Annotated in this window: 15 protein-coding genes; all 15 read left to right on the top strand. The window is 48.2% G+C overall.

Translation table 11 applies throughout. The features are described from left to right. The 15 genes from ACPF7I_RS13230 to ACPF7I_RS13160 all read left to right on the top strand — a co-directional run bounded on the left by ACPF7I_RS13230 (position 1) and on the right by ACPF7I_RS13160 (position 17,473). Complete coding sequence (locus ACPF7I_RS13230) at positions 1–8,553, top strand: hypothetical protein (protein WP_430745804.1); 8,553 nt, start codon at positions 1–3, stop codon at positions 8,551–8,553. Further along, positions 8,550–8,837 carry an EscU/YscU/HrcU family type III secretion system export apparatus switch protein gene (locus ACPF7I_RS13225; RefSeq protein ID WP_091703328.1) on the top strand — a complete coding sequence of 96 codons (288 nt, stop codon included), beginning with the start codon at positions 8,550–8,552 and terminating at the stop codon, positions 8,835–8,837. Before ACPF7I_RS13230 ends, ACPF7I_RS13225 begins: the two co-directional genes overlap by 4 nt. A 58-nt stretch (positions 8,838–8,895) precedes the next feature. Beyond that, positions 8,896–9,309: a flagellar export chaperone FliS gene (fliS, locus tag ACPF7I_RS13220; RefSeq protein ID WP_430745806.1), complete on the top strand. Its 414-nt coding sequence runs from the start codon at positions 8,896–8,898 to the stop codon at positions 9,307–9,309. Positions 9,310–9,322: 13 nt separating this feature from the next. Beyond that, a complete protein-coding gene (locus ACPF7I_RS13215; protein WP_430745807.1) occupies positions 9,323–10,942 on the top strand; it encodes a flagellin in 1,620 nt (539 codons plus the stop codon). A gap of 85 nt (positions 10,943–11,027) precedes the next feature. Then, positions 11,028–11,465, top strand: a complete 438-nt coding sequence (locus ACPF7I_RS13210; protein WP_430745808.1) for a YaaR family protein — start codon at positions 11,028–11,030, stop codon at positions 11,463–11,465. Between the two features lie 12 nt (positions 11,466–11,477). After that, positions 11,478–11,882 carry a TIGR03826 family flagellar region protein gene (locus tag ACPF7I_RS13205; protein ID WP_430745809.1) on the top strand — a complete coding sequence of 135 codons (405 nt, stop codon included), beginning with the start codon at positions 11,478–11,480 and terminating at the stop codon, positions 11,880–11,882. A 70-nt stretch (positions 11,883–11,952) separates the two neighbouring features. Further along, positions 11,953–12,210: a flagellar biosynthesis anti-sigma factor FlgM gene (gene flgM, locus ACPF7I_RS13200; RefSeq protein WP_430745810.1), complete on the top strand. Its 258-nt coding sequence runs from the start codon at positions 11,953–11,955 to the stop codon at positions 12,208–12,210. A gap of 14 nt (positions 12,211–12,224) precedes the next feature. Beyond that, complete coding sequence (locus tag ACPF7I_RS13195; protein WP_431019032.1) at positions 12,225–12,677, top strand: flagellar protein FlgN; 453 nt, start codon at positions 12,225–12,227, stop codon at positions 12,675–12,677. Positions 12,678–12,689: 12 nt separating this feature from the next. Beyond that, positions 12,690–14,219, top strand: a complete 1,530-nt coding sequence (gene flgK / locus ACPF7I_RS13190) for a flagellar hook-associated protein FlgK (RefSeq protein WP_430745814.1) — start codon at positions 12,690–12,692, stop codon at positions 14,217–14,219. Positions 14,220–14,230: 11 nt separating this feature from the next. After that, positions 14,231–15,112 carry a flagellar hook-associated protein FlgL gene (flgL, locus tag ACPF7I_RS13185; protein WP_430745816.1) on the top strand — a complete coding sequence of 294 codons (882 nt, stop codon included), beginning with the start codon at positions 14,231–14,233 and terminating at the stop codon, positions 15,110–15,112. A 14-nt stretch (positions 15,113–15,126) separates the two neighbouring features. Beyond that, the gene (locus tag ACPF7I_RS13180) at positions 15,127–15,681 is read left to right on the top strand and encodes a DUF6470 family protein (protein ID WP_430745817.1); all 555 of its coding nucleotides are present in this window, start codon (positions 15,127–15,129) and stop codon (positions 15,679–15,681) included. A gap of 13 nt (positions 15,682–15,694) precedes the next feature. Next, complete coding sequence (fliW, locus tag ACPF7I_RS13175) at positions 15,695–16,132, top strand: flagellar assembly protein FliW (RefSeq protein WP_430745819.1); 438 nt, start codon at positions 15,695–15,697, stop codon at positions 16,130–16,132. 13 nt (positions 16,133–16,145) lie between these two features. Continuing rightward, positions 16,146–16,394 carry a carbon storage regulator CsrA gene (csrA, locus tag ACPF7I_RS13170; RefSeq protein ID WP_219986429.1) on the top strand — a complete coding sequence of 83 codons (249 nt, stop codon included), beginning with the start codon at positions 16,146–16,148 and terminating at the stop codon, positions 16,392–16,394. Further along, the gene (locus tag ACPF7I_RS13165; RefSeq protein WP_192948639.1) at positions 16,384–16,569 is read left to right on the top strand and encodes a hypothetical protein; all 186 of its coding nucleotides are present in this window, start codon (positions 16,384–16,386) and stop codon (positions 16,567–16,569) included. Before csrA ends, ACPF7I_RS13165 begins: the two co-directional genes overlap by 11 nt. 142 nt (positions 16,570–16,711) lie before the next feature. Continuing rightward, complete coding sequence (locus ACPF7I_RS13160) at positions 16,712–17,473, top strand: flagellin (protein ID WP_430745820.1); 762 nt, start codon at positions 16,712–16,714, stop codon at positions 17,471–17,473. Positions 17,474–17,551: the final 78 nt, after the last annotated feature.

Below are 17,551 nucleotides of genomic sequence, written 5' to 3'. Positions count from 1 at the left end.
ATGGAAATTCGCGGATATGGTTATTATCGTTCGCTATCATCATCGTCAGCAACTGTGACGCTCAAAGCAGGAGAAGTGTATGAGGCGGTCGTGAAAGAACAAGTGGATGAACGAGAGGCAATTGTACAATTGCGCGGTGTCGACATTCGATTTCGTTTTGAAGGCGATGTGCCGCCGTCTGGGCGAGTGAAAGTGCAAGTAACCGGGAATAACGGGGATGTCGTTGAAGGAAAAGTGGTAACATCCCCTTCAACATCATCATTTGAAACGCTTGAAACGCCTGAACTTCGCCAAGCGGCAACGATCGTTGCTCAAAGGCAATTGCCGCTCACGCGTGAAACGATCGAGGCGTTACGAACATTTTTAGCAGAAGGAAAGGGAACGGTTGAACAAAAGTTAGAAACGATTCATATTGCCGCAAGCAAAACGCTTGATATGACGGTTAAACAGCTACAAGCGGTACATGAAGCGCTCCACGGCAAGCCGTTCAGCGAATCGTTACATCATATCGTTCGAGCGATTGATGAGCATTTTTCATTTACCCCGCTCGCTAAACAACAGTCGCAAACGTTTGGAGAGTTGCGGGCACAGCTGCAACAAGAGCGCAACTTCGACCGCGTCATTGAGATTGTGAAGCAGTTTGCGGATGATGGCCGTCATGAAGAAATCGCGAAAGCTGTTCGTGAGGCGATCGCGTTGAAAGAGCGCGGACATGAATCGTTTGCCCGTAGTCGCATCATGCAAGCTGTTGTGGCAGCAGAGGTGAACGAGAAAAAAGCTGCGGATTTAAAGGTGGAACAGTCATCATCGGCAAATAAGGAGTTGCAAATGGTTCGGCAACAAATTGAACGGGAGCCAATTGTCGCTAAAGCGCTTGCGATGGTGAAAGGGAGCGATGTCGTGCGTCAAGTGCTTGGATCGGCGCTGCAAGAGGCGGAACAGCTTTATCGTTCCGGACAGCCGCTAAGCGCGAAAAATCGTTTGCTTGAAGCGTTTAACGCTGCCGAGAAACGAGAAGACGTGCCGAAGCTCCCTGTTCAAAAGCAAATGATTGACGAGGCAAGTCGAATCATTCGCACAGCGCGCGACGTAGAAGAAGCTGTCCGCCAATTAAAAGAGACGATTTTGCCGCGCATGGAAACGAAAGATATAAATGGGGCGATCGAACGAGTGGAGCAAATGGGAAAGCAGGCGAAAGAACAACTCATTGCTTCATTACGAAAAGTAGGCGAACGAGTGGAGCAACCATCCGCTGTAGAAGTAAAAGCAGAGCAGTTAAAACAAGTGGCGGAGGTACGCAAGCAAGCGGAAAGTGCGCCGACGGTTAAAGTGGTAGAGGGGCAAGTGAGAGAGGTCGCTCGTACATTGCCAGCGGAGCAAGGGGAAAAGGTCATTCGTGCGCTAGAACAATCGAAGCAGCTGGAGAGCGTTGGACGAAATACAGAAGCTCGCCAGCAGGTTGTGCAAGCATTACGAACGGTGGAAGAAGAGACAACGGCAGACGTTGTGCGCACGGCAAAAGAAGCATCACGCCCAACGTCAGTGGAAGCAAAATCGGAGCAGCTCAAACAAGTGTCTGAGGTACGAAAACAAGCGGAGACAGCCCTGACGGTTAAAGCGATCGAGGGGCAAGTGCGCGAAATTGCCCGTACATTACCAGCGGAGCAAGGAGAGAAAGTCGTTCGTGCGCTAGAACAGTCAAAACAATTGGAGACAGTCGGCCGTACGTCTGAAGCTCGCCAGCAGGTTGTGCAAGCATTACGAACGGTGGAAGAAGAGACAACGGCAGACGTTGTTCGTACGGCAAAAGAAGCATCACGCCCAACGTCAGTGGAAGCAAAAGCGGAGCAGCTAAAACAAGTGATGGAGGTACGGAGACAAGCAGAAAGTGCCCCGACGGTGAAAGCGGTAGAGGGGCAAGTGCGCGAAATTGCCCGTACATTACCAGCGGAGCAAGGAGAGAAAGTCGTTCGTGCGCTAGAACAGTCAAAACAATTGGAGACAGTCGGCCGTACGTCTGAAGCTCGCCAGCAGGTTGTGCAAGCATTGCGCACGGTGGAAGAAGAAACAACGGCAGAAGTGGTACGGGCAGCAAAAGAAGTGTCTCGTCCAACGTCAGTGGAAGCAAAATCGGAGCAGCTAAAGCAAGTGGCAGAAGTACGGAAGCAAGCAGAAAGCGCCCCGACGGTTAAAGTGGTAGAGGGGAAAGTGAGAGAGGTCGCTCGTACATTGCCGAAGGAGCAGTCAGAGAAGCTTACGCGAGCGTTAGAGCAAGCAAAGCAGTTAGAAACAGCGGGACGTACGGCAGAAGCCCGCCAGCAGCTGGTGCAAGCGTTGCGTATGGTGGAGGAAGAAACAACGGCCGAAGTTGTCCGCGCGGCAAAAGAAGTGTCTCGTCCGACGCCAGTAGAAGCAAAATCGGAGCAGCTCAAACAAGTGTCAGAAGTAAGGAAACAAGCGGAAAGTGCGCCGACGGTTAAAGCGGTCGAGCCGCAAGTGAGAGAGGTCGCTCGTACATTGCCGAAGGAGCAAGGGGAAAAGCTTACGCGAGCGTTAGAGCAAGCAAAGCAGTTAGAAACAGCGGGACGTACGGCGGAAGCCCGGCAGCAACTTGTGCAAGCGTTGCGTACGGTCGAAGAAGAAACAACGGCCGAAGTTGTCCGCACGGCAAAAGAAGTGTCTCGTCCGACGCCAGTAGAAGCAAAAGCGGAGCAGCTCAAACAAGTGTCAGAAGTAAGGAAACAAGCGGAAAGTGCGCCAACGGTGAAAGCGGTCGAGCCGCAAGTGAGAGAGGTCGCTCGTACATTGCCGACGGAGCAAGGGGAAAAGGTCATTCGCGCGCTAGAACAATCGAAACAGCTCGAGAACGTTGGACGAAATACAGAAGCTCGCCAACAGCTTATGCAAGCATTACGTACGGTGGAAGAAGAAACAACGGCTGAAGTTGTTCGCGCGGCAAAAGAAGTGTCTCGTCCAACGCCAGTAGAAGCAAAAGCGGAGCAGCTAAAACAAGTGATGGAGGTACGGAGACAAGCAGAAAGCGCCCCGACGGTTAAAGTGGTAGAGGGGCAAGTGAGAGAGGTCGCTCGTACATTGCCAGCGGAGCAAGGGGAAAAGGTCATTCGTGCGCTAGAACAATCGAAGCAGCTGGAGAGCGTTGGACGAAATACAGAAGCTCGCCAGCAGGTTGTGCAAGCATTACGAACGGTGGAAGAAGAGACAACGGCAGACGTTGTGCGCACGGCAAAAGAAGCATCACGCCCAACGTCAGTGGAAGCAAAATCGGAGCAGCTCAAACAAGTGTCTGAGGTACGAAAACAAGCGGAGACAGCCCTGACGGTGAAAGCGGTAGAGGGGCAAGTGCGCGAAATTGCCCGTACATTACCAGCGGAGCAAGGAGAGAAAGTCGTTCGTGCGCTAGAACAGTCAAAACAATTGGAGACAGTCGGCCGTACGTCTGAAGCTCGCCAGCAGGTTGTGCAAGCATTACGAACGGTGGAAGAAGAGACAACGGCAGACGTTGTTCGTACGGCAAAAGAAGTGTCTCGTCCAACGCCAGTAGAAGCAAAAGCAGAGCAGCTAAAGCAAGTGGCAGAAGTACGGAAGCAAGCGGAAAGCGCTCCGACGGTGAAAGTGGTAGAGGGGCAAGTGAGAGAAGTCGCTCGTACATTGCCAGCGGAGCAAGGGGAAAAGGTCATTCGTGCGCTAGAACAATCGAAACAGCTCGAGAACGTTGGACGAAATACAGAAGCTCGCCAGCAGGTTGTGCAAGCATTACGAACGGTGGAAGAAGAGACAACGGCAGACGTTGTTCGTACGGCAAAAGAAGCATCACGCCCAACGTCAGTGGAAGCAAAAGCGGAGCAGCTAAAACAAGTGATGGAGGTACGGAGACAAGCAGAAAGTGCCCCGACGGTGAAAGCGGTAGAGGGGCAAGTGCGCGAAATTGCCCGTACATTACCAGCGGAGCAAGGAGAGAAAGTCGTTCGTGCGCTAGAACAGTCAAAACAATTGGAGACAGTCGGCCGTACGTCTGAAGCTCGCCAGCAGGTTGTGCAAGCATTGCGCACGGTGGAAGAAGAAACAACGGCAGAAGTGGTACGGGCAGCAAAAGAAGTGTCTCGTCCAACGTCAGTGGAAGCAAAATCGGAGCAGCTAAAGCAAGTGGCAGAAGTACGGAAGCAAGCAGAAAGCGCCCCGACGGTGAAAGCGGTAGAGGGGAAAGTGAGAGAGGTCGCTCGTACATTGCCGAAGGAGCAAGGGGAAAAGCTTACGCGAGCGTTAGAGCAAGCAAAGCAGTTAGAAACAGCGGGACGTACGGCAGAAGCCCGCCAGCAGGTTGTGCAAGCATTGCGCACGGTGGAGGAAGAAACAACGGCCGAAGTTGTCCGCGCGGCAAAAGAAGCATCACGCCCAACGTCGGTGGAGGCAAAATCGGAGCAGCTAAAACAAGTGATGGAGGTACGGAAGCAAGCGGAAAGCGCATCAACGGTGAAAGCGGTAGAGGGGCAAGTGAGAGAGGTCGTTCGTACATTGCCAGCGGAGCAAGGGGAAAAGGTTACGCGAGCGTTAGAGCAAGCAAAGCAGTTAGAAACAGCGGGACGTACGGTGGAAGCCCGCCAGCAGGTTGTGCAAGCATTGCGCACGGTGGAGGAAGAAACAACGGCCGAAGTTGTCCGCGCGGCAAAAGAAGTGGTTCGTCCAACGCCAGTAGAAGCAAAAGCGGAGCAGCTCAAACAAGTGGCAGAGGTGCGGAAACAAGCAGAAAGCGCGCCAACGGTGAAAGCGGTCGAGCCGCAAGTGAGAGAAGTTGTTCGTACATTGTCAGCGGAGCAGTCAGAGAAGGTTACGCGAGCGTTAGAGCAATCGAGACAATTAGAAACAGCGGGACGTACGGCGGAAGCCCGCCAGCAGCTTGTGCAAGCATTGCGCACGGTGGAGGAAGAAACAACCGCAGAAGTGGTACGGGCAGCAAAAGAAGCATCACGCCCAACGTCGGTGGAGGCAAAATCGGAGCAGCTAAAACAAGTGATGGAGGTACGGAAGCAAGCGGAAAGCGCATCAACGGTGAAAGCGGTAGAGGGGCAAGTGAGAGAGGTCGTTCGTACATTGCCAGCGGAGCAAGGGGAAAAGGTTACGCGAGCGTTAGAGCAAGCAAAGCAGTTAGAAACAGCGGGACGTACGGTGGAAGCCCGCCAGCAGGTTGTGCAAGCATTGCGCACGGTGGAGGAAGAAACAACGGCCGAAGTTGTCCGCGCGGCAAAAGAAGTGGTTCGTCCAACGCCAGTAGAAGCAAAAGCGGAGCAGCTCAAACAAGTGGCAGAGGTGCGGAAACAAGCCGAAAGCGCGCCAACGGTGAAAGCGGTCGAGCCGCAAGTGAGAGAAGTTGTTCGTACATTGTCAGCGGAGCAGTCAGAGAAGGTTACGCGAGCGTTAGAGCAATCGAGACAATTAGAAACAGCGGGACGTACGGCGGAAGCCCGCCAGCAGCTTGTGCAAGCATTGCGCACGGTGGAGGAAGAAACAACCGCAGAAGTGGTACGGGCAGCAAAAGAAGCATCACGCCCAACGCCAGTGGAGGCAAAAGCGGAGCAGTTAAGACAGGTGGCAGAGGTACGGAAACAAGCGGAAAGTGCGCCAACGGTGAAAGCGGTCGAGGGGCAAGTGCGCGAAGTCGCTCGTACATTGCCGATGGAGCAAGCGGAAAAGGTCGTTCGCGCGTTAGAACAGTCAAAACAATTGGAGACAGCCGGCCGTACGTCTGAAGCGCGTCAACAGTTGGTGCAGGCGTTGCGTACGGTGGAAGAAGAAACAACGGCAGACGTTGTTCGTACGGCAAAAGAAACGGTTCGCCCAACGCCAGTGGAAGCAAAATCGGAGCAGTTAAAACAAGTGATGGAGGTACGAAAACAAGCGGAAAGCGCATCAACGGTGAAAGCGGTCGAGGGGCAAGTGCGCGAAGTTGCCCGTGCATTACCAGCGGAGCAAGGAGAAAAGGTCATTCGCGCGCTAGAGCAATCAAAACAATTAGAGACAGTCGGCCGTATGACAGAAGCTCGCCAACAGTTGGTGCAGGCGTTGCGTACGGTGGAAGAAGAGACAACGGCCGAAGTTGTCCGCACGGCAAAAGAAGCGGTACGCCCGACGTCAGTAGAAGCAAAAGCAGAGCAGTTAAAACAAGTGGCAGAGGTGCGAAAACAAGCGGAAAGCGCGCCAACGGTGAAAGCGGTCGAGCCGCAAGTGAGAGAAGTTGTTCGTACATTGTCAGCGGAGCAGTCAGAGAAGGTTACGCGAGCGTTAGAGCAATCGAGACAATTAGAAACAGCGGGACGTACGGCGGAAGCCCGCCAGCAGCTTGTGCAAGCATTGCGCACGGTGGAGGAAGAAACAACCGCAGAAGTGGTACGGGCAGCAAAAGAAGCATCACGCCCAACGTTAGTGGAAGCAAAATCGGAGCAGCTAAAGCAAGTGGCAGAAGTGCGAAAACAAGCGGAAAGTGCGCCAACGGTAAAAGCGATCGAGGGGCAAGTTCGGGAAGTCGCTCGTACATTGCCTGTGGAACAGTCAGAGAAACTTATCCGTGCGTTAGAACAGTCAAAACAATTGGAGACAGTCGGCCGTACGTCTGAAGCGCGTCAACAGTTGGTGCAGGCGTTGCGTACGGTCGAAGAAGAAACAACGGCAGAAGTGGTACGGGCAGCGAAAGAAACAGCTCGCCCAACGCCAGTAGAGGCAAAATCGGAGCAGCTCAAACAAGTGTCAGAGGTGCGGAAACAAGCGGAAAGCGCGCCGACGGTGAAAGCGGTCGAGCCGCAAGTGAGAGAAGTCGCTCGTACATTGCCGATGGAACAGTCCGAAAAAGTCATTCGTGCACTCAATCAAGCAAAATTGTTTGAAACGGTTGGTCGAGGTGCGGAGGCTCGCGATCGACTCGTGCAAACATTGCGCGCGATTGAACAGCAGCTGGCGCCTGAGCATGTCAAGCGCGCTCATGTGATAGCTGATCAACTGCAGCAACAAACGATGACGTTGACCGAAGCGGTGCGGCAGCTACAAGCCGATCATACGCTCGCGAAACAACCGTCCGTATTTGAAGCAATGCAACAAGCAACGCAAATGCTTCAAAGCGCGCGTCAACAGCTTATGACATCGCTTTTAACTGTTGAACGTGCCGAACAACGAGAAAACGACGTTCGCACTGCCGTTGTCCAAGCAATAAAAACGATGCAAAAGGAGCCAAACGTAAAAGAAGCGTTGCATATGGCGCGTGCGCAGCTTGCCCAACATATGGAGCCGTCGCTGCAAGAAGCGTTTGCCCGCGCGGAGCAACTAGCTGAAAGCGGTCGAGAAATAGCCGCAAGACAAACGGTCGTTCAAGCGCTTCAACAAGTTGAACAGACGTTGTTGCCAAACAATACCGTAACAGCTGATGATGCGTTGTACGAATCATTAGCTGCGCTCGGCTTGCAATCAAAAGATATGATCGTGCAAACCGTCACGAAACGGATGGCAGAAGCGACGAAACAGTTCCAACAAACGAAGCGCGATATGATGCGCAACTTAGATGCAATCGACCATCTCATTACCCAATATAAACAAGCAGCTCGTCCGCAGGCGAAACAGCTGTTAGAAACGACGATTAAACAGCTCGATCAAACGATTTTAAAAAGCGATGCGATGTTGTTTGCCGATATGACGATGGAGAAAAAATTGTTGCAGGCAAGCTCACAACTAGCGGAAGCGAAAAAGCTGTTAGAGAAAGGGCAGCTGGCGGAGGCGCAAAAAATCGTGAAGCAAGTAAAAAGCACGCTTGAACAAATGCAATTTAAGCCGGCAGATGTAAAAGTAAAACATTTTATCGAAGCGCAGTCGCTTAAACAACAAGCGCCTGAACGCGCGCTGCTCCAGCAATGGAACGACATCGTCCAGCCGGAGCCGTCCGCCCGCCATATGTTGCAAACGATCCGCCGGCTCGGATTGATGCATGAAGCGGATGTCGCGAACAATCTCGTATTTCATGGCGCAAGCGAACAGCGGGAAGAAACGGTGAAAGGTCTTCTGATGCAGCTGGCGCAAGCGAACGGAGAAGCGGCGAAACAAGCAGAACAAGCGCTCACGAACATGACCGGCCAACAACTTTTAAACAAAAACGACCAAGGAAGCGCGATGCAAACGCTCTTTTTCACCATTCCACTTTTGCTTCAAAAAGAAGTGAAAGACGTGAACGTATATGTGAACGCCCGTAACGACGGAAAGAGAGTGGATTGGGAAAATTGCAGCTTGTACTTTTTACTTGAAACGAAAAAGCTCGGTGATGTTGGCGTGTTGCTGAGCGCGAACGAACGCACGCTTTCCGTGACGTTCCGCAACGATCGGGGAGATTTTGCAGAACGTATGCGTCCGCTTGTCGAAACTGCGACAAAGCGGCTTGAAGAAATCGGCTACCGCGTCGGCAACGTGCAATTTACGACGTTTGCCACAAAAGAGGAAAAACAAACGAACGAGCCGAAGCGGGCAACATGGACGGAGAAAGGATATGATTTTACAATATGATGTACTTTAACCAAAAAAGAAAGCGTGAAATAAACGGTCCGTCGGCGGCGGTCATTCGCTACGAACAAGGAGATAAAGCACCGACCGTCGTCGCCCACGGGCGCGGCTACGTCGCTGAAAAAATTATCGAACTCGCTAAGCAAAACGGCGTGCCGATCGAACAAGATGCCGCGCTCGTTCAACATTTGCTTGACCTTGACCTTGGCGATACCATTCCGCCGCAATTGTACGCTGTGATCGCAGAAATTTTAATTTTAATTGAAAAAATGGAGAAAAACTATTAAACAATAAAAAAACGTGACGATAAATAAAGTAGGTGAACGAGAAAAGGAGAGTGAGCGCGTGGAATTTTTAACCGAAGAAGCGGTGTATAAAAAAACGCCGCAACAGTTAACAGCGCTGCTTTATGAAGGATTGATTAATAGCTTAGAAGAAGCGATTGAAAGCACAAAAAAGGGCGACTACATCGAAGCGAATAAACGCATGCAAAAGGCAAACGATATTTTACGCCGCCTCGGTGTTGGCTTGAAGTATGACGCCGGCATTATCGCCCATCAACTAGACGCATTATATAATTACATGGCAGAACGTCTTATTGATGCGAACGTGAAAAAAGACGTAGCGATGATGGAAGAAGTGCTAACGATTGCGAAAGACATTGCGAACGCATGGAATGAAGCGTTGAAAAAACAACCGACAACAAACGTTGCAGCAAAAAAAGCTGCCACATATGAACAATTTATTATGACAGAGTAAAGGAGCGAAAAAAATGAGAATTAACCATAACATTCAAGCATTAAACGCTTATCGCAACTTAGCAGTAAACCAATCAAACACAGCGAAAAACTTAGAAAAGCTTTCTTCCGGGTTGCGCATTAACCGCGCCGCAGACGACGCCGCAGGCTTAGCGATTTCAGAAAAAATGCGCTCGCAAATTCGTGGCTTAGAAGTAGCAGAGCGCAACGCGTTAGATGCGATCTCGCTTATTCAAACAGCGGAGGGGGCGTTAAGTTCTGTCCATAGCATGCTTCAACGTATGCGTGAGTTGGCGGTACAAGCAGCAAACGGGACGAATACGGATGATGACCGCAAATCTATTCAGAGTGAAGTTGAGCAACTTAAAAATGAGATTAGTCGAATTGCTGAGAAAACGGAATTCAATACTAAAAGACTACTTAACGGTGAGTTGTCGGGCAATCAATTAGGCGGCACAGGAAGCCAAATCGGTATAGCTACTGCTGCATTTATTAAAGTTGACGACTTTGATCCGAGTCAAAGTGTTACTAGTGGTATCTCACAAAATGTACAAGTGAATGTCGACGGTGTGACATTTAACTTAACAGGTGTGACAGGCAGTGACCAGTTCCAATGGTTCCAAAGTCTTGAATCGAAGTTAAATAGTGCTATCGATACTTATAACTCAGAAAATCCAAATGCCCAAGTTACTAAGCCAAAATTTGAAATTACGGATGTACAAAGTCAGACAAGCATGGATTTTGTCATCACTAGCGGCACAACTGGAGCGAATTCGAAGATTGAAATCCGTCTTTTAGATGACTCGATTAATACTGATGCCCCAGAGAGTACAGACCTTGCGAATCAGTTAATTGATGATGCAAACAGGACAGCTGGCTCTGATGGTAAGTTAACTGCCGATGCAGCAACGGCGTTAAACAGCTTAGGATCAACTGATAAATTAACGCTTTCAGTAAATGGTTACAATATTGATGTGTTACTTGGTCAAGTCGGAAGTCAGTCTTTTAGCGCTGGTGATGACATGACTACACTAGCTTCGAAACTCTCGGAAGACATTAACAATGCTTTGACTGCTTATAAAGACTTAACAGGCATTGGTTTTGGCACAGTATCTGTAGATGTTAAAAATGGATCGCTTGTGCTTAATAGTAGTAACCCTAATACGGTGAAAATTGAAGTGGCCAAGGGCAAAGAAGCAGATGCGTTGGGACTATCTGGTACTGGAACATATGCTACGGGTGGTATTGATTTCCATATTGGTGCTAACGAAGGACAAAACTTGAAGCTACAAATCAATAATGTGAGTCCTTCAGCGTTAAATATTGCCGACGTGGATGTTTCGACTGCCATTGGTGCTAATAATGCCCTCGTAAAACTGGATGAAGCGATCAAAAAAGTTTCCGAAGAACGCGGCAAACTCGGCGCGATCCAAAACCGTCTTGAACATACAATTAACAACTTAAAAACAGCGCATGAGAACTTAACATCTGCCGAGTCGCGTATTCGCGATACAGATATGGCGATGGAGATGACAAACTTTACGAAAAATAACATTTTAAACCAAGCAGCACAGGCGATGCTTGCGCAGTCAAACCAATTGCCGCAAGGAATTTTACAATTGTTAAAAAGCTAATAGGTAAAAAAGAGGGTAGGTCGATGCGGCCTCGCCCTTTTTTTGTAATTATGTCATAATATAAAGAAAAAAGGTGTGAACAAGTATGGAAGTGCAAAAAGTGTCACGGGCGTCGTTAAATCGCATCGAGAAAAAAGACGATGCGCCGATGGAGTCGGTGTCGTTTACGGAAGTGATGCAGAAGAAAAAAAGCGATGTGTTGTTTGAACGGTTTCAAGCGATGGCGCAACAAATTGAAGCGCAAGGGAAAAAGTTAGCTGAGTCGCAAATGGTAGAAGATTTAAAAAAATATAAAAAGCTTGTGAAGCAATTTTTAGACGATGCGGTAAAAAATAGTTTGCAACTTGAAGAGCAACGTGGATTTAGCCGCGGGGGGCGGACGAAAATTTATAAGCTCGTAAAAGAAGTCGATCAAAAGTTAGTCGAACTGACGAACGCGGTGTTGGAAAAAGAGAAAAAAGGGCTCGATTTGCTTGGATTAGTCGGTGAAATTCAAGGGCTTATTATTAACATATATACGTAAGGTGGGAGGATAATGTTAGATAACTGCCCAAAATGCGGAAGTTTGTTTGTGCGCACGCAATTTCGTGACGTATGTGAGGCGTGCTATAAAGAGGAAGAAAAATTGTTTGAAAAAGTATATGCATTTATTCGCAAGCGCGAAAATCGAACGGCAACGATGTCACAAGTTGTTGAAGCGACAGGTGTAGAAGAAGCGCTCATTATTAAATGGATTAAAAAAGGGCGTCTTCAACTCGTTCACTTCCCAAATCTTGGCTACCCATGCGAAAAGTGCGGGGCAACGATTCGCGAAGGTCGTTTATGTTCGGCATGTATTGGCGGCATTCAAAAAGAGATGACGAAATTGCAACAAGAAGAAGAGCGGCAAAAGCAGGCGAAACGGCAAACAACATATTTTACGGATCGAAAAAAAGAATAGCTAAATATTCTTCCCGATTAGCCGATAATAAACGTAGACGAAAAAGAACGGAAAAAGCGAGGTGGAAAACATGAAAATTCATCGTATTCAGCCGATGAGCGTCAATCCGTATGAACGGACGTCGCGCGTTGAAAAGACAACAAAAACGACGAAAAAGACAGATCAAGTCGAAATTTCAAGCGCGGCGAAAGAGCTGCAAGAAGCGGCGAAATTTTCTTCGGAACGGTTAGAAAAAGTGGAGCGGTTAAAAGCAGAGATTGAGTCGGGCACGTATAAGTTAGATGCGCGCGCTGTAGCTGAAAGCGTCTTGCGCTATTATAAACGATGACGGGGCGAATGAATATGATCGTTTTAATGGAAAAGTTGCTGAAACTTCACCGCGGTTTACTTCAGCTCGCTAAGCAAAAAACGGAAGCGATTAAAAAAAGCGACATCGGTGCATTGCAAGACATGATGAATAAAGAGCAAACATACGTGATGGCCATTCGTCAGCTCGAGAGCGAACGAATGCGCCTGCTTGCCCATTTACGCGAAGAAGAGCGGACGGTTCGTTGTTATGCGAAGCAGCTGGAAGAGACGGAACGCGCAACGTTGCTTCAGCTAGCAGGCGATTTAAGTGAAACTATCGCACAGCTAAAACAACAAAACGAACTAAATATGCAGCTGTTGCAGCAGTCGCTTCAGTTTATTCATTTTACATTAGATGTCATCATGCCAAACGAACATGACATCACGTACGATCCAAAACGAACAGATGAACTGCCGACGCGGTCATCATTCGAAGCAAAAACGTAAGGGGGTTTTTTTGTGCTTTCGACATTTCACGGTTTAGAAACGGTACGGCGCGGGATGACCGCCCAACAACAAGCGCTTTACGTAACGGGGCATAACATCGCTAATGCGAATACGCCGGGATATTCGCGCCAACGCGTCAATTTTGAACAAACGCCGCCATATCCATTTGCGTCGAAAAACCGTCCGGTCATCCCTGGACAAATGGGAACAGGAGTGGAAGGCGGAACGGTACAGCGAATGCGCGAAGAGTTTTTAGATGTGCAATATCGTGGAGAAAATATGAAATACGGCTATTGGAATACGCGTGCCGAAGCATTGTACAAAATGGAAGAAATTATGAACGAGCCGTCAGACGAAGGATTGGCAAAAACGCTCGATCGCTTTTGGCAAGCGCTCCAAGACTTAGCGGTAAACCCCTCGAATTCAGGGGCACGCTCCGTCGTTCGTCAGCGCGGCATCGCTGTCGCGGAGACGTTTCATTATTTATCGAGCTCACTCAAATCGATTCGTGATGATATTAAAAATGAGCTTGACGTAACAGTGAAAGCTGTAAATTCATTGGCGCGTCAGTTAAATGACTTAAACAAACAAATTGGTGAAGTCGAAGTGCACGGCTATTTGCCGAACGATTTATATGATGAACGAAATCGGCTGTTAGATGAGTTGTCGCAATATGTGAACGTTAAGGTGACTCCTGTGCCAAGTGGCGGCAGTGCATTAAAAATTGCCGAAGGACGTTTTACGGTAGAGTTAACGGATCGCAACGGTACACCTTTTGGAAAACTAGTGGATGGAAATACAGGTGTATTTAATGAAATAAAAGTAGAATATGAAGCAACAGGGGAGAAATATGTAAGTGAAATGAAATTAGGAAATGACCCCTTGAATTTTCTGAACTTTAAAGAGAATGGAAAAGTAGGAGCATTACTTCATTCTTACGGATATGTCGGTGGTATAGGACTATACCCAGAAATGTTGAACAACTTAAACGCCATGGCAAAAGCGTTTGCGGATGAATTTAACAACATTCATTCAACAGGTTGGAGTATTACTGAGATTAAATCGAGTACAAAACTCGCAAGTAACGATTTCTTTACGTATAATCCGTCGGATGTGGCAGGAACGCTTAACGTTCATCCCGACATTATGAACTCTTTGGATCGTATTGCTGCATCAAAATCAACATCACCATCGACACCGGGACAAATCGGCGACGGAAGTAACGCTCAAGCGTTAGCGGAAGTAAAAAACGGCATGATGAATATCGCTGGCAATACGACAACAATTCAAAACTTTTATGAAAGCTTAATCGGGCAAATGGCGGTGAATGCCCAAGAGGCGAAACGGTTGTCGCAAAATAGTGAGACGCTTCGTCAATCGGTCGATGAACGGCGCATGGCGGTCAGCTCCGTATCGCTTGATGAAGAAATGATGAACATGATGAAATTCCAGCATGCGTATAACGCCTCTGCACGTATGATTACAATGATTGACCAAATGCTAGACAAAATCATTAATAACATGGGTCTTGTCGGAAGGTAGGTGAACGGTAAATGCGTGTAACACAAATGATGCTTGCGAATAATACGCTTCGTAACGTAAGCAAAAGCTACGATAAGCTTGGCACGTATCAGCAACAGCTCGCGACAGGGAAAAAAATTCATCGCCCATCTGAAGATCCTGTCGTGGCCATGAAAGGGATGCACTATCGTACGAGCTTAACGGAAATTGAGCAATTTCAACGCAATCTTTCTGAGGCGTACACGTGGATGGAAAACTCGGAATCAGCGTTAGGTCATACGACAAATGTTTTGCAGCGCGCTCGCGAACTCATTGTCCAAGCGAAAAACGGCACGCTCGGTTCTGAAGATCGTCAAGCGATTGCCCGTGAAATCGAACAGTTGAAAAAAGACTTAGTGCAAGTGGCGAACACGAAAGTGGCAGGAAAGTATATTTTTAATGGAACAAACATCGAACAAGCGCCGGTCACAGACGGCCCGCCTCCGGCTGTCAACAACAACAACGATGATTTTATGGTCGAAGTGGCGAAAGGGGTAAAATTAAAAATTAATGTCACGCCTAACAATGTATTTAAACAAGGATTGTTCGATACGTTGCAGGATATTGAAAATGTGTTAAACGGTACATCGACATCAGGAAAAACTTTAGATAACTTATTATCTGATTTGGATAATCATTTCAACGACGTACTTGCCGAACGGGCGGAGCACGGGGCGCGCGTGAACCGTCTAGAGCTCGTGGAGCAACGTCTTGCCGAACAACAGCTGATCGCCAAACGAATGATTTCGGATAACGAAGATGCTGATATTGAAAAAATTATTACGGAATTAAAGTCGCAAGAAAGTGTGCATCGGGCAGCGCTTTCTGTCGGGGCGCGCATCATTCAGCCAACGCTCGTCGACTTCTTGCGTTAAGGGGATGATGAACGATGAGAATCCCGCAGCTAACGATGCAAGCAACATTTCCGCAACTATCGATCACCATTGAACGCGGGTATATGCATATGCGCCAACAACAAGCAGAGCTGTCGATCGAGCAGCCGCAACCGCAATTGGAAATGAAAACGACGCCTCCGCGCCTAACGATCGACCAGACGGAAGCGCGTGCGGATGTGGATTTAAAACATATTTTTCGCCGCATAGAAGAAGCGGCGCAAGAAGGGTATGCGACTTGGTTATCGTATTTAGAAACGACAGCGATGCAAGGCGATGAATTAATGCGCATTGAACAAGGCGGCGACGTGCTCGCGATGCAAGCACAAGCGAACAGCGAGCGCCCGTCTTTCGACTATAACGTTGGGCTAATTCCACGTCCGTTTAGCGTAAAAATCGGCTTTGAACAAGGGCGCATCGAGATGAATTGGCAAACGTCAAGGGTGCGCATTCATATCGAACCGCGCCCTGTACAAATCGACTATAAACCGAACGTCGTGCATATCGATTTAGCGCGCCATAACGAGTTGCGCATCGATGTGAGCGTATAAATGAGGGATGAACATGAACATCGAAACGAAATACCACGGAACGATCGAGCTGTCTGACATGGCGATCGTGTCATTCGAACACGGGCTACCGGGATTTGAACATGAAAAGCAGTTCGCCTTGCTGCCGATTCACGATTCGCCATTTACCGTTTTGCAATCCATTAAAAACAAAGACGTAGCGTTTGTCATGATCGAGCCGTTTTCGTACTTTCCAACATACGAAGTCGAACTCGATGATGCAACGTGTGAACAATTAAACATTCAAGCAGAAAACGACGTGGCGCTCTACGTCATTTTAACGGTTGCCGAACCGTTTACAAACACGACGGCAAACTTACAAGCACCTGTCGTCATTAACGTTCGCGAACGAATCGGCAAGCAAGTCATTTTAACAAATACGCGATACAAAACGAAACATCGGATATTTCCAGAAACGGTTGAGGCGAAATAAGGGGGCGGGAACGATGCTTGTATTAACGCGCAAATTAAAAGAAGCGATCCACATTGGTGACGATATCGAAGTCGTTGTTCTCGCCATCGATGGCGATCAAGTGAAGCTTGGCATTCGCGCGCCGAAGCATATCGACGTGCATCGAAAAGAAATATATCTCGCTATTCAACAAGAAAACAACGCAGCATCACTCGCCTCCATGACTTCGCTTCAACAACTATCCGATCAACTAAAGAAAGGAGGGGAAGAAAATGAGCGTTAGCATCGGCGGCGTTCACGTTCCTGGCGTCATCGCGCGCATCGTTCAAGACAACAAAGCGATCGCCGAACAAGCATTAAATGAAATCATTAATAAACATAAAGACGACCCAGCGCGCATCGTCAAAGAAATCCAGCAGCCATCACCGTTCTCACAATTTCTTGACATTAAAGTATAAAATTTTTTTTCATCACCCTATTAAACTTTGAAAAAACGAGCCGATAATAAACATGAGAGCAAGAAAGAAGGGCGGCCGACTTCATTCTTGCTAACTAAAAACCACATGGACGTGGGAAAACAAATTCAAGGAGGAATATAAAATGAGAATTAACCACAACATCGCGGCGTTAAATACGTATCGTCAATTGACAACTGGAAGTGCAAATGCAGCAAAATCTATGGAAAAATTATCGTCTGGTCTTCGTATTAACCGAGCAGGTGATGATGCTGCAGGGCTTTCTATCTCTGAAAAAATGCGCGGTCAAATTCGCGGATTAGAGCAAGCGTCACGAAATGCGCAAGACGGTATTTCGTTAATTCAAACAGCTGAAGGTGCGTTAAATGAGACGCATGCCATTCTTCAACGTATGCGTGAATTAGCGGTGCAAGCGGCAAACGATACAAACACAGATGAAGATCGTCAAGCTATTCAAGACGAGGCAAACCAATTAGCTAAAGATTTAAATCGTATTGCAAATAATACAGAGTTTAACACACAGAAACTTTTAACTGGCACAGGTGGACCTAACGGAGATGGTTCTTTTGCATTCCAGGTGGGAGCAAATGAGAATCAAACTATTACCTTAACAATTTCTGATATGACTGCCGGAACAGGTCTCCAAGTTGCAACAGGAGACGATGAATCGGCTGATGCGATTGATATTAGTAGCGACTCTGCAACTGCTACAGCAGCTATCACAACTATTAACGATGCAATAAAAACAGTTTCTGCAGAGCGTTCGAAACTAGGTGCATACCAAAATCGTCTAGAGTATTCTATTAATAACTTAAACACATCTGCAGAAAACTTAACAGCTGCGGAATCTCGTATTCGCGACGTAGATTATGCTTTAGCCGCATAAGCGGTGACAAGCACAGTCGTCCTAGCTGGAAACGGCTAGTGAGGATAACCGGGTGAATTGCTGGAAACCCCTTAGAGC

Source organism: Anoxybacillus dikiliensis (assembly GCF_050613275.1).
In the GTDB taxonomy this organism is placed as follows: Bacteria; Bacillota; Bacilli; order Bacillales; family Anoxybacillaceae; genus Anoxybacillus.
Note: the sequence above shows the minus strand (reverse complement) of the source record. Positions and strands in the feature narration are given on the sequence as shown.

Bases quoted from the DNA above. Each gene is read 5' to 3' on its own strand.
- ACPF7I_RS13230 (WP_430745804.1), top strand. From the start codon at position 1: ATGGAAATTCGCGGATATGGTTATTATCGTTCGCTATCATCATCGTCA.
- ACPF7I_RS13225 (WP_091703328.1), top strand. From the start codon at position 8,550: ATGATGTACTTTAACCAAAAAAGAAAGCGTGAAATAAACGGTCCGTCG.
- ACPF7I_RS13215 (WP_430745807.1), top strand. From the start codon at position 9,323: ATGAGAATTAACCATAACATTCAAGCATTAAACGCTTATCGCAACTTA.
- ACPF7I_RS13210 (WP_430745808.1), top strand. From the start codon at position 11,028: ATGGAAGTGCAAAAAGTGTCACGGGCGTCGTTAAATCGCATCGAGAAA.
- ACPF7I_RS13205 (WP_430745809.1), top strand. From the start codon at position 11,478: ATGTTAGATAACTGCCCAAAATGCGGAAGTTTGTTTGTGCGCACGCAA.
- flgM (WP_430745810.1), top strand. From the start codon at position 11,953: ATGAAAATTCATCGTATTCAGCCGATGAGCGTCAATCCGTATGAACGG.
- ACPF7I_RS13195 (WP_431019032.1), top strand. From the start codon at position 12,225: ATGATCGTTTTAATGGAAAAGTTGCTGAAACTTCACCGCGGTTTACTT.
- flgL (WP_430745816.1), top strand. From the start codon at position 14,231: ATGCGTGTAACACAAATGATGCTTGCGAATAATACGCTTCGTAACGTA.
- ACPF7I_RS13180 (WP_430745817.1), top strand. From the start codon at position 15,127: ATGAGAATCCCGCAGCTAACGATGCAAGCAACATTTCCGCAACTATCG.
- fliW (WP_430745819.1), top strand. From the start codon at position 15,695: ATGAACATCGAAACGAAATACCACGGAACGATCGAGCTGTCTGACATG.
- csrA (WP_219986429.1), top strand. From the start codon at position 16,146: ATGCTTGTATTAACGCGCAAATTAAAAGAAGCGATCCACATTGGTGAC.
- ACPF7I_RS13165 (WP_192948639.1), top strand. From the start codon at position 16,384: ATGAGCGTTAGCATCGGCGGCGTTCACGTTCCTGGCGTCATCGCGCGC.
- ACPF7I_RS13160 (WP_430745820.1), top strand. From the start codon at position 16,712: ATGAGAATTAACCACAACATCGCGGCGTTAAATACGTATCGTCAATTG.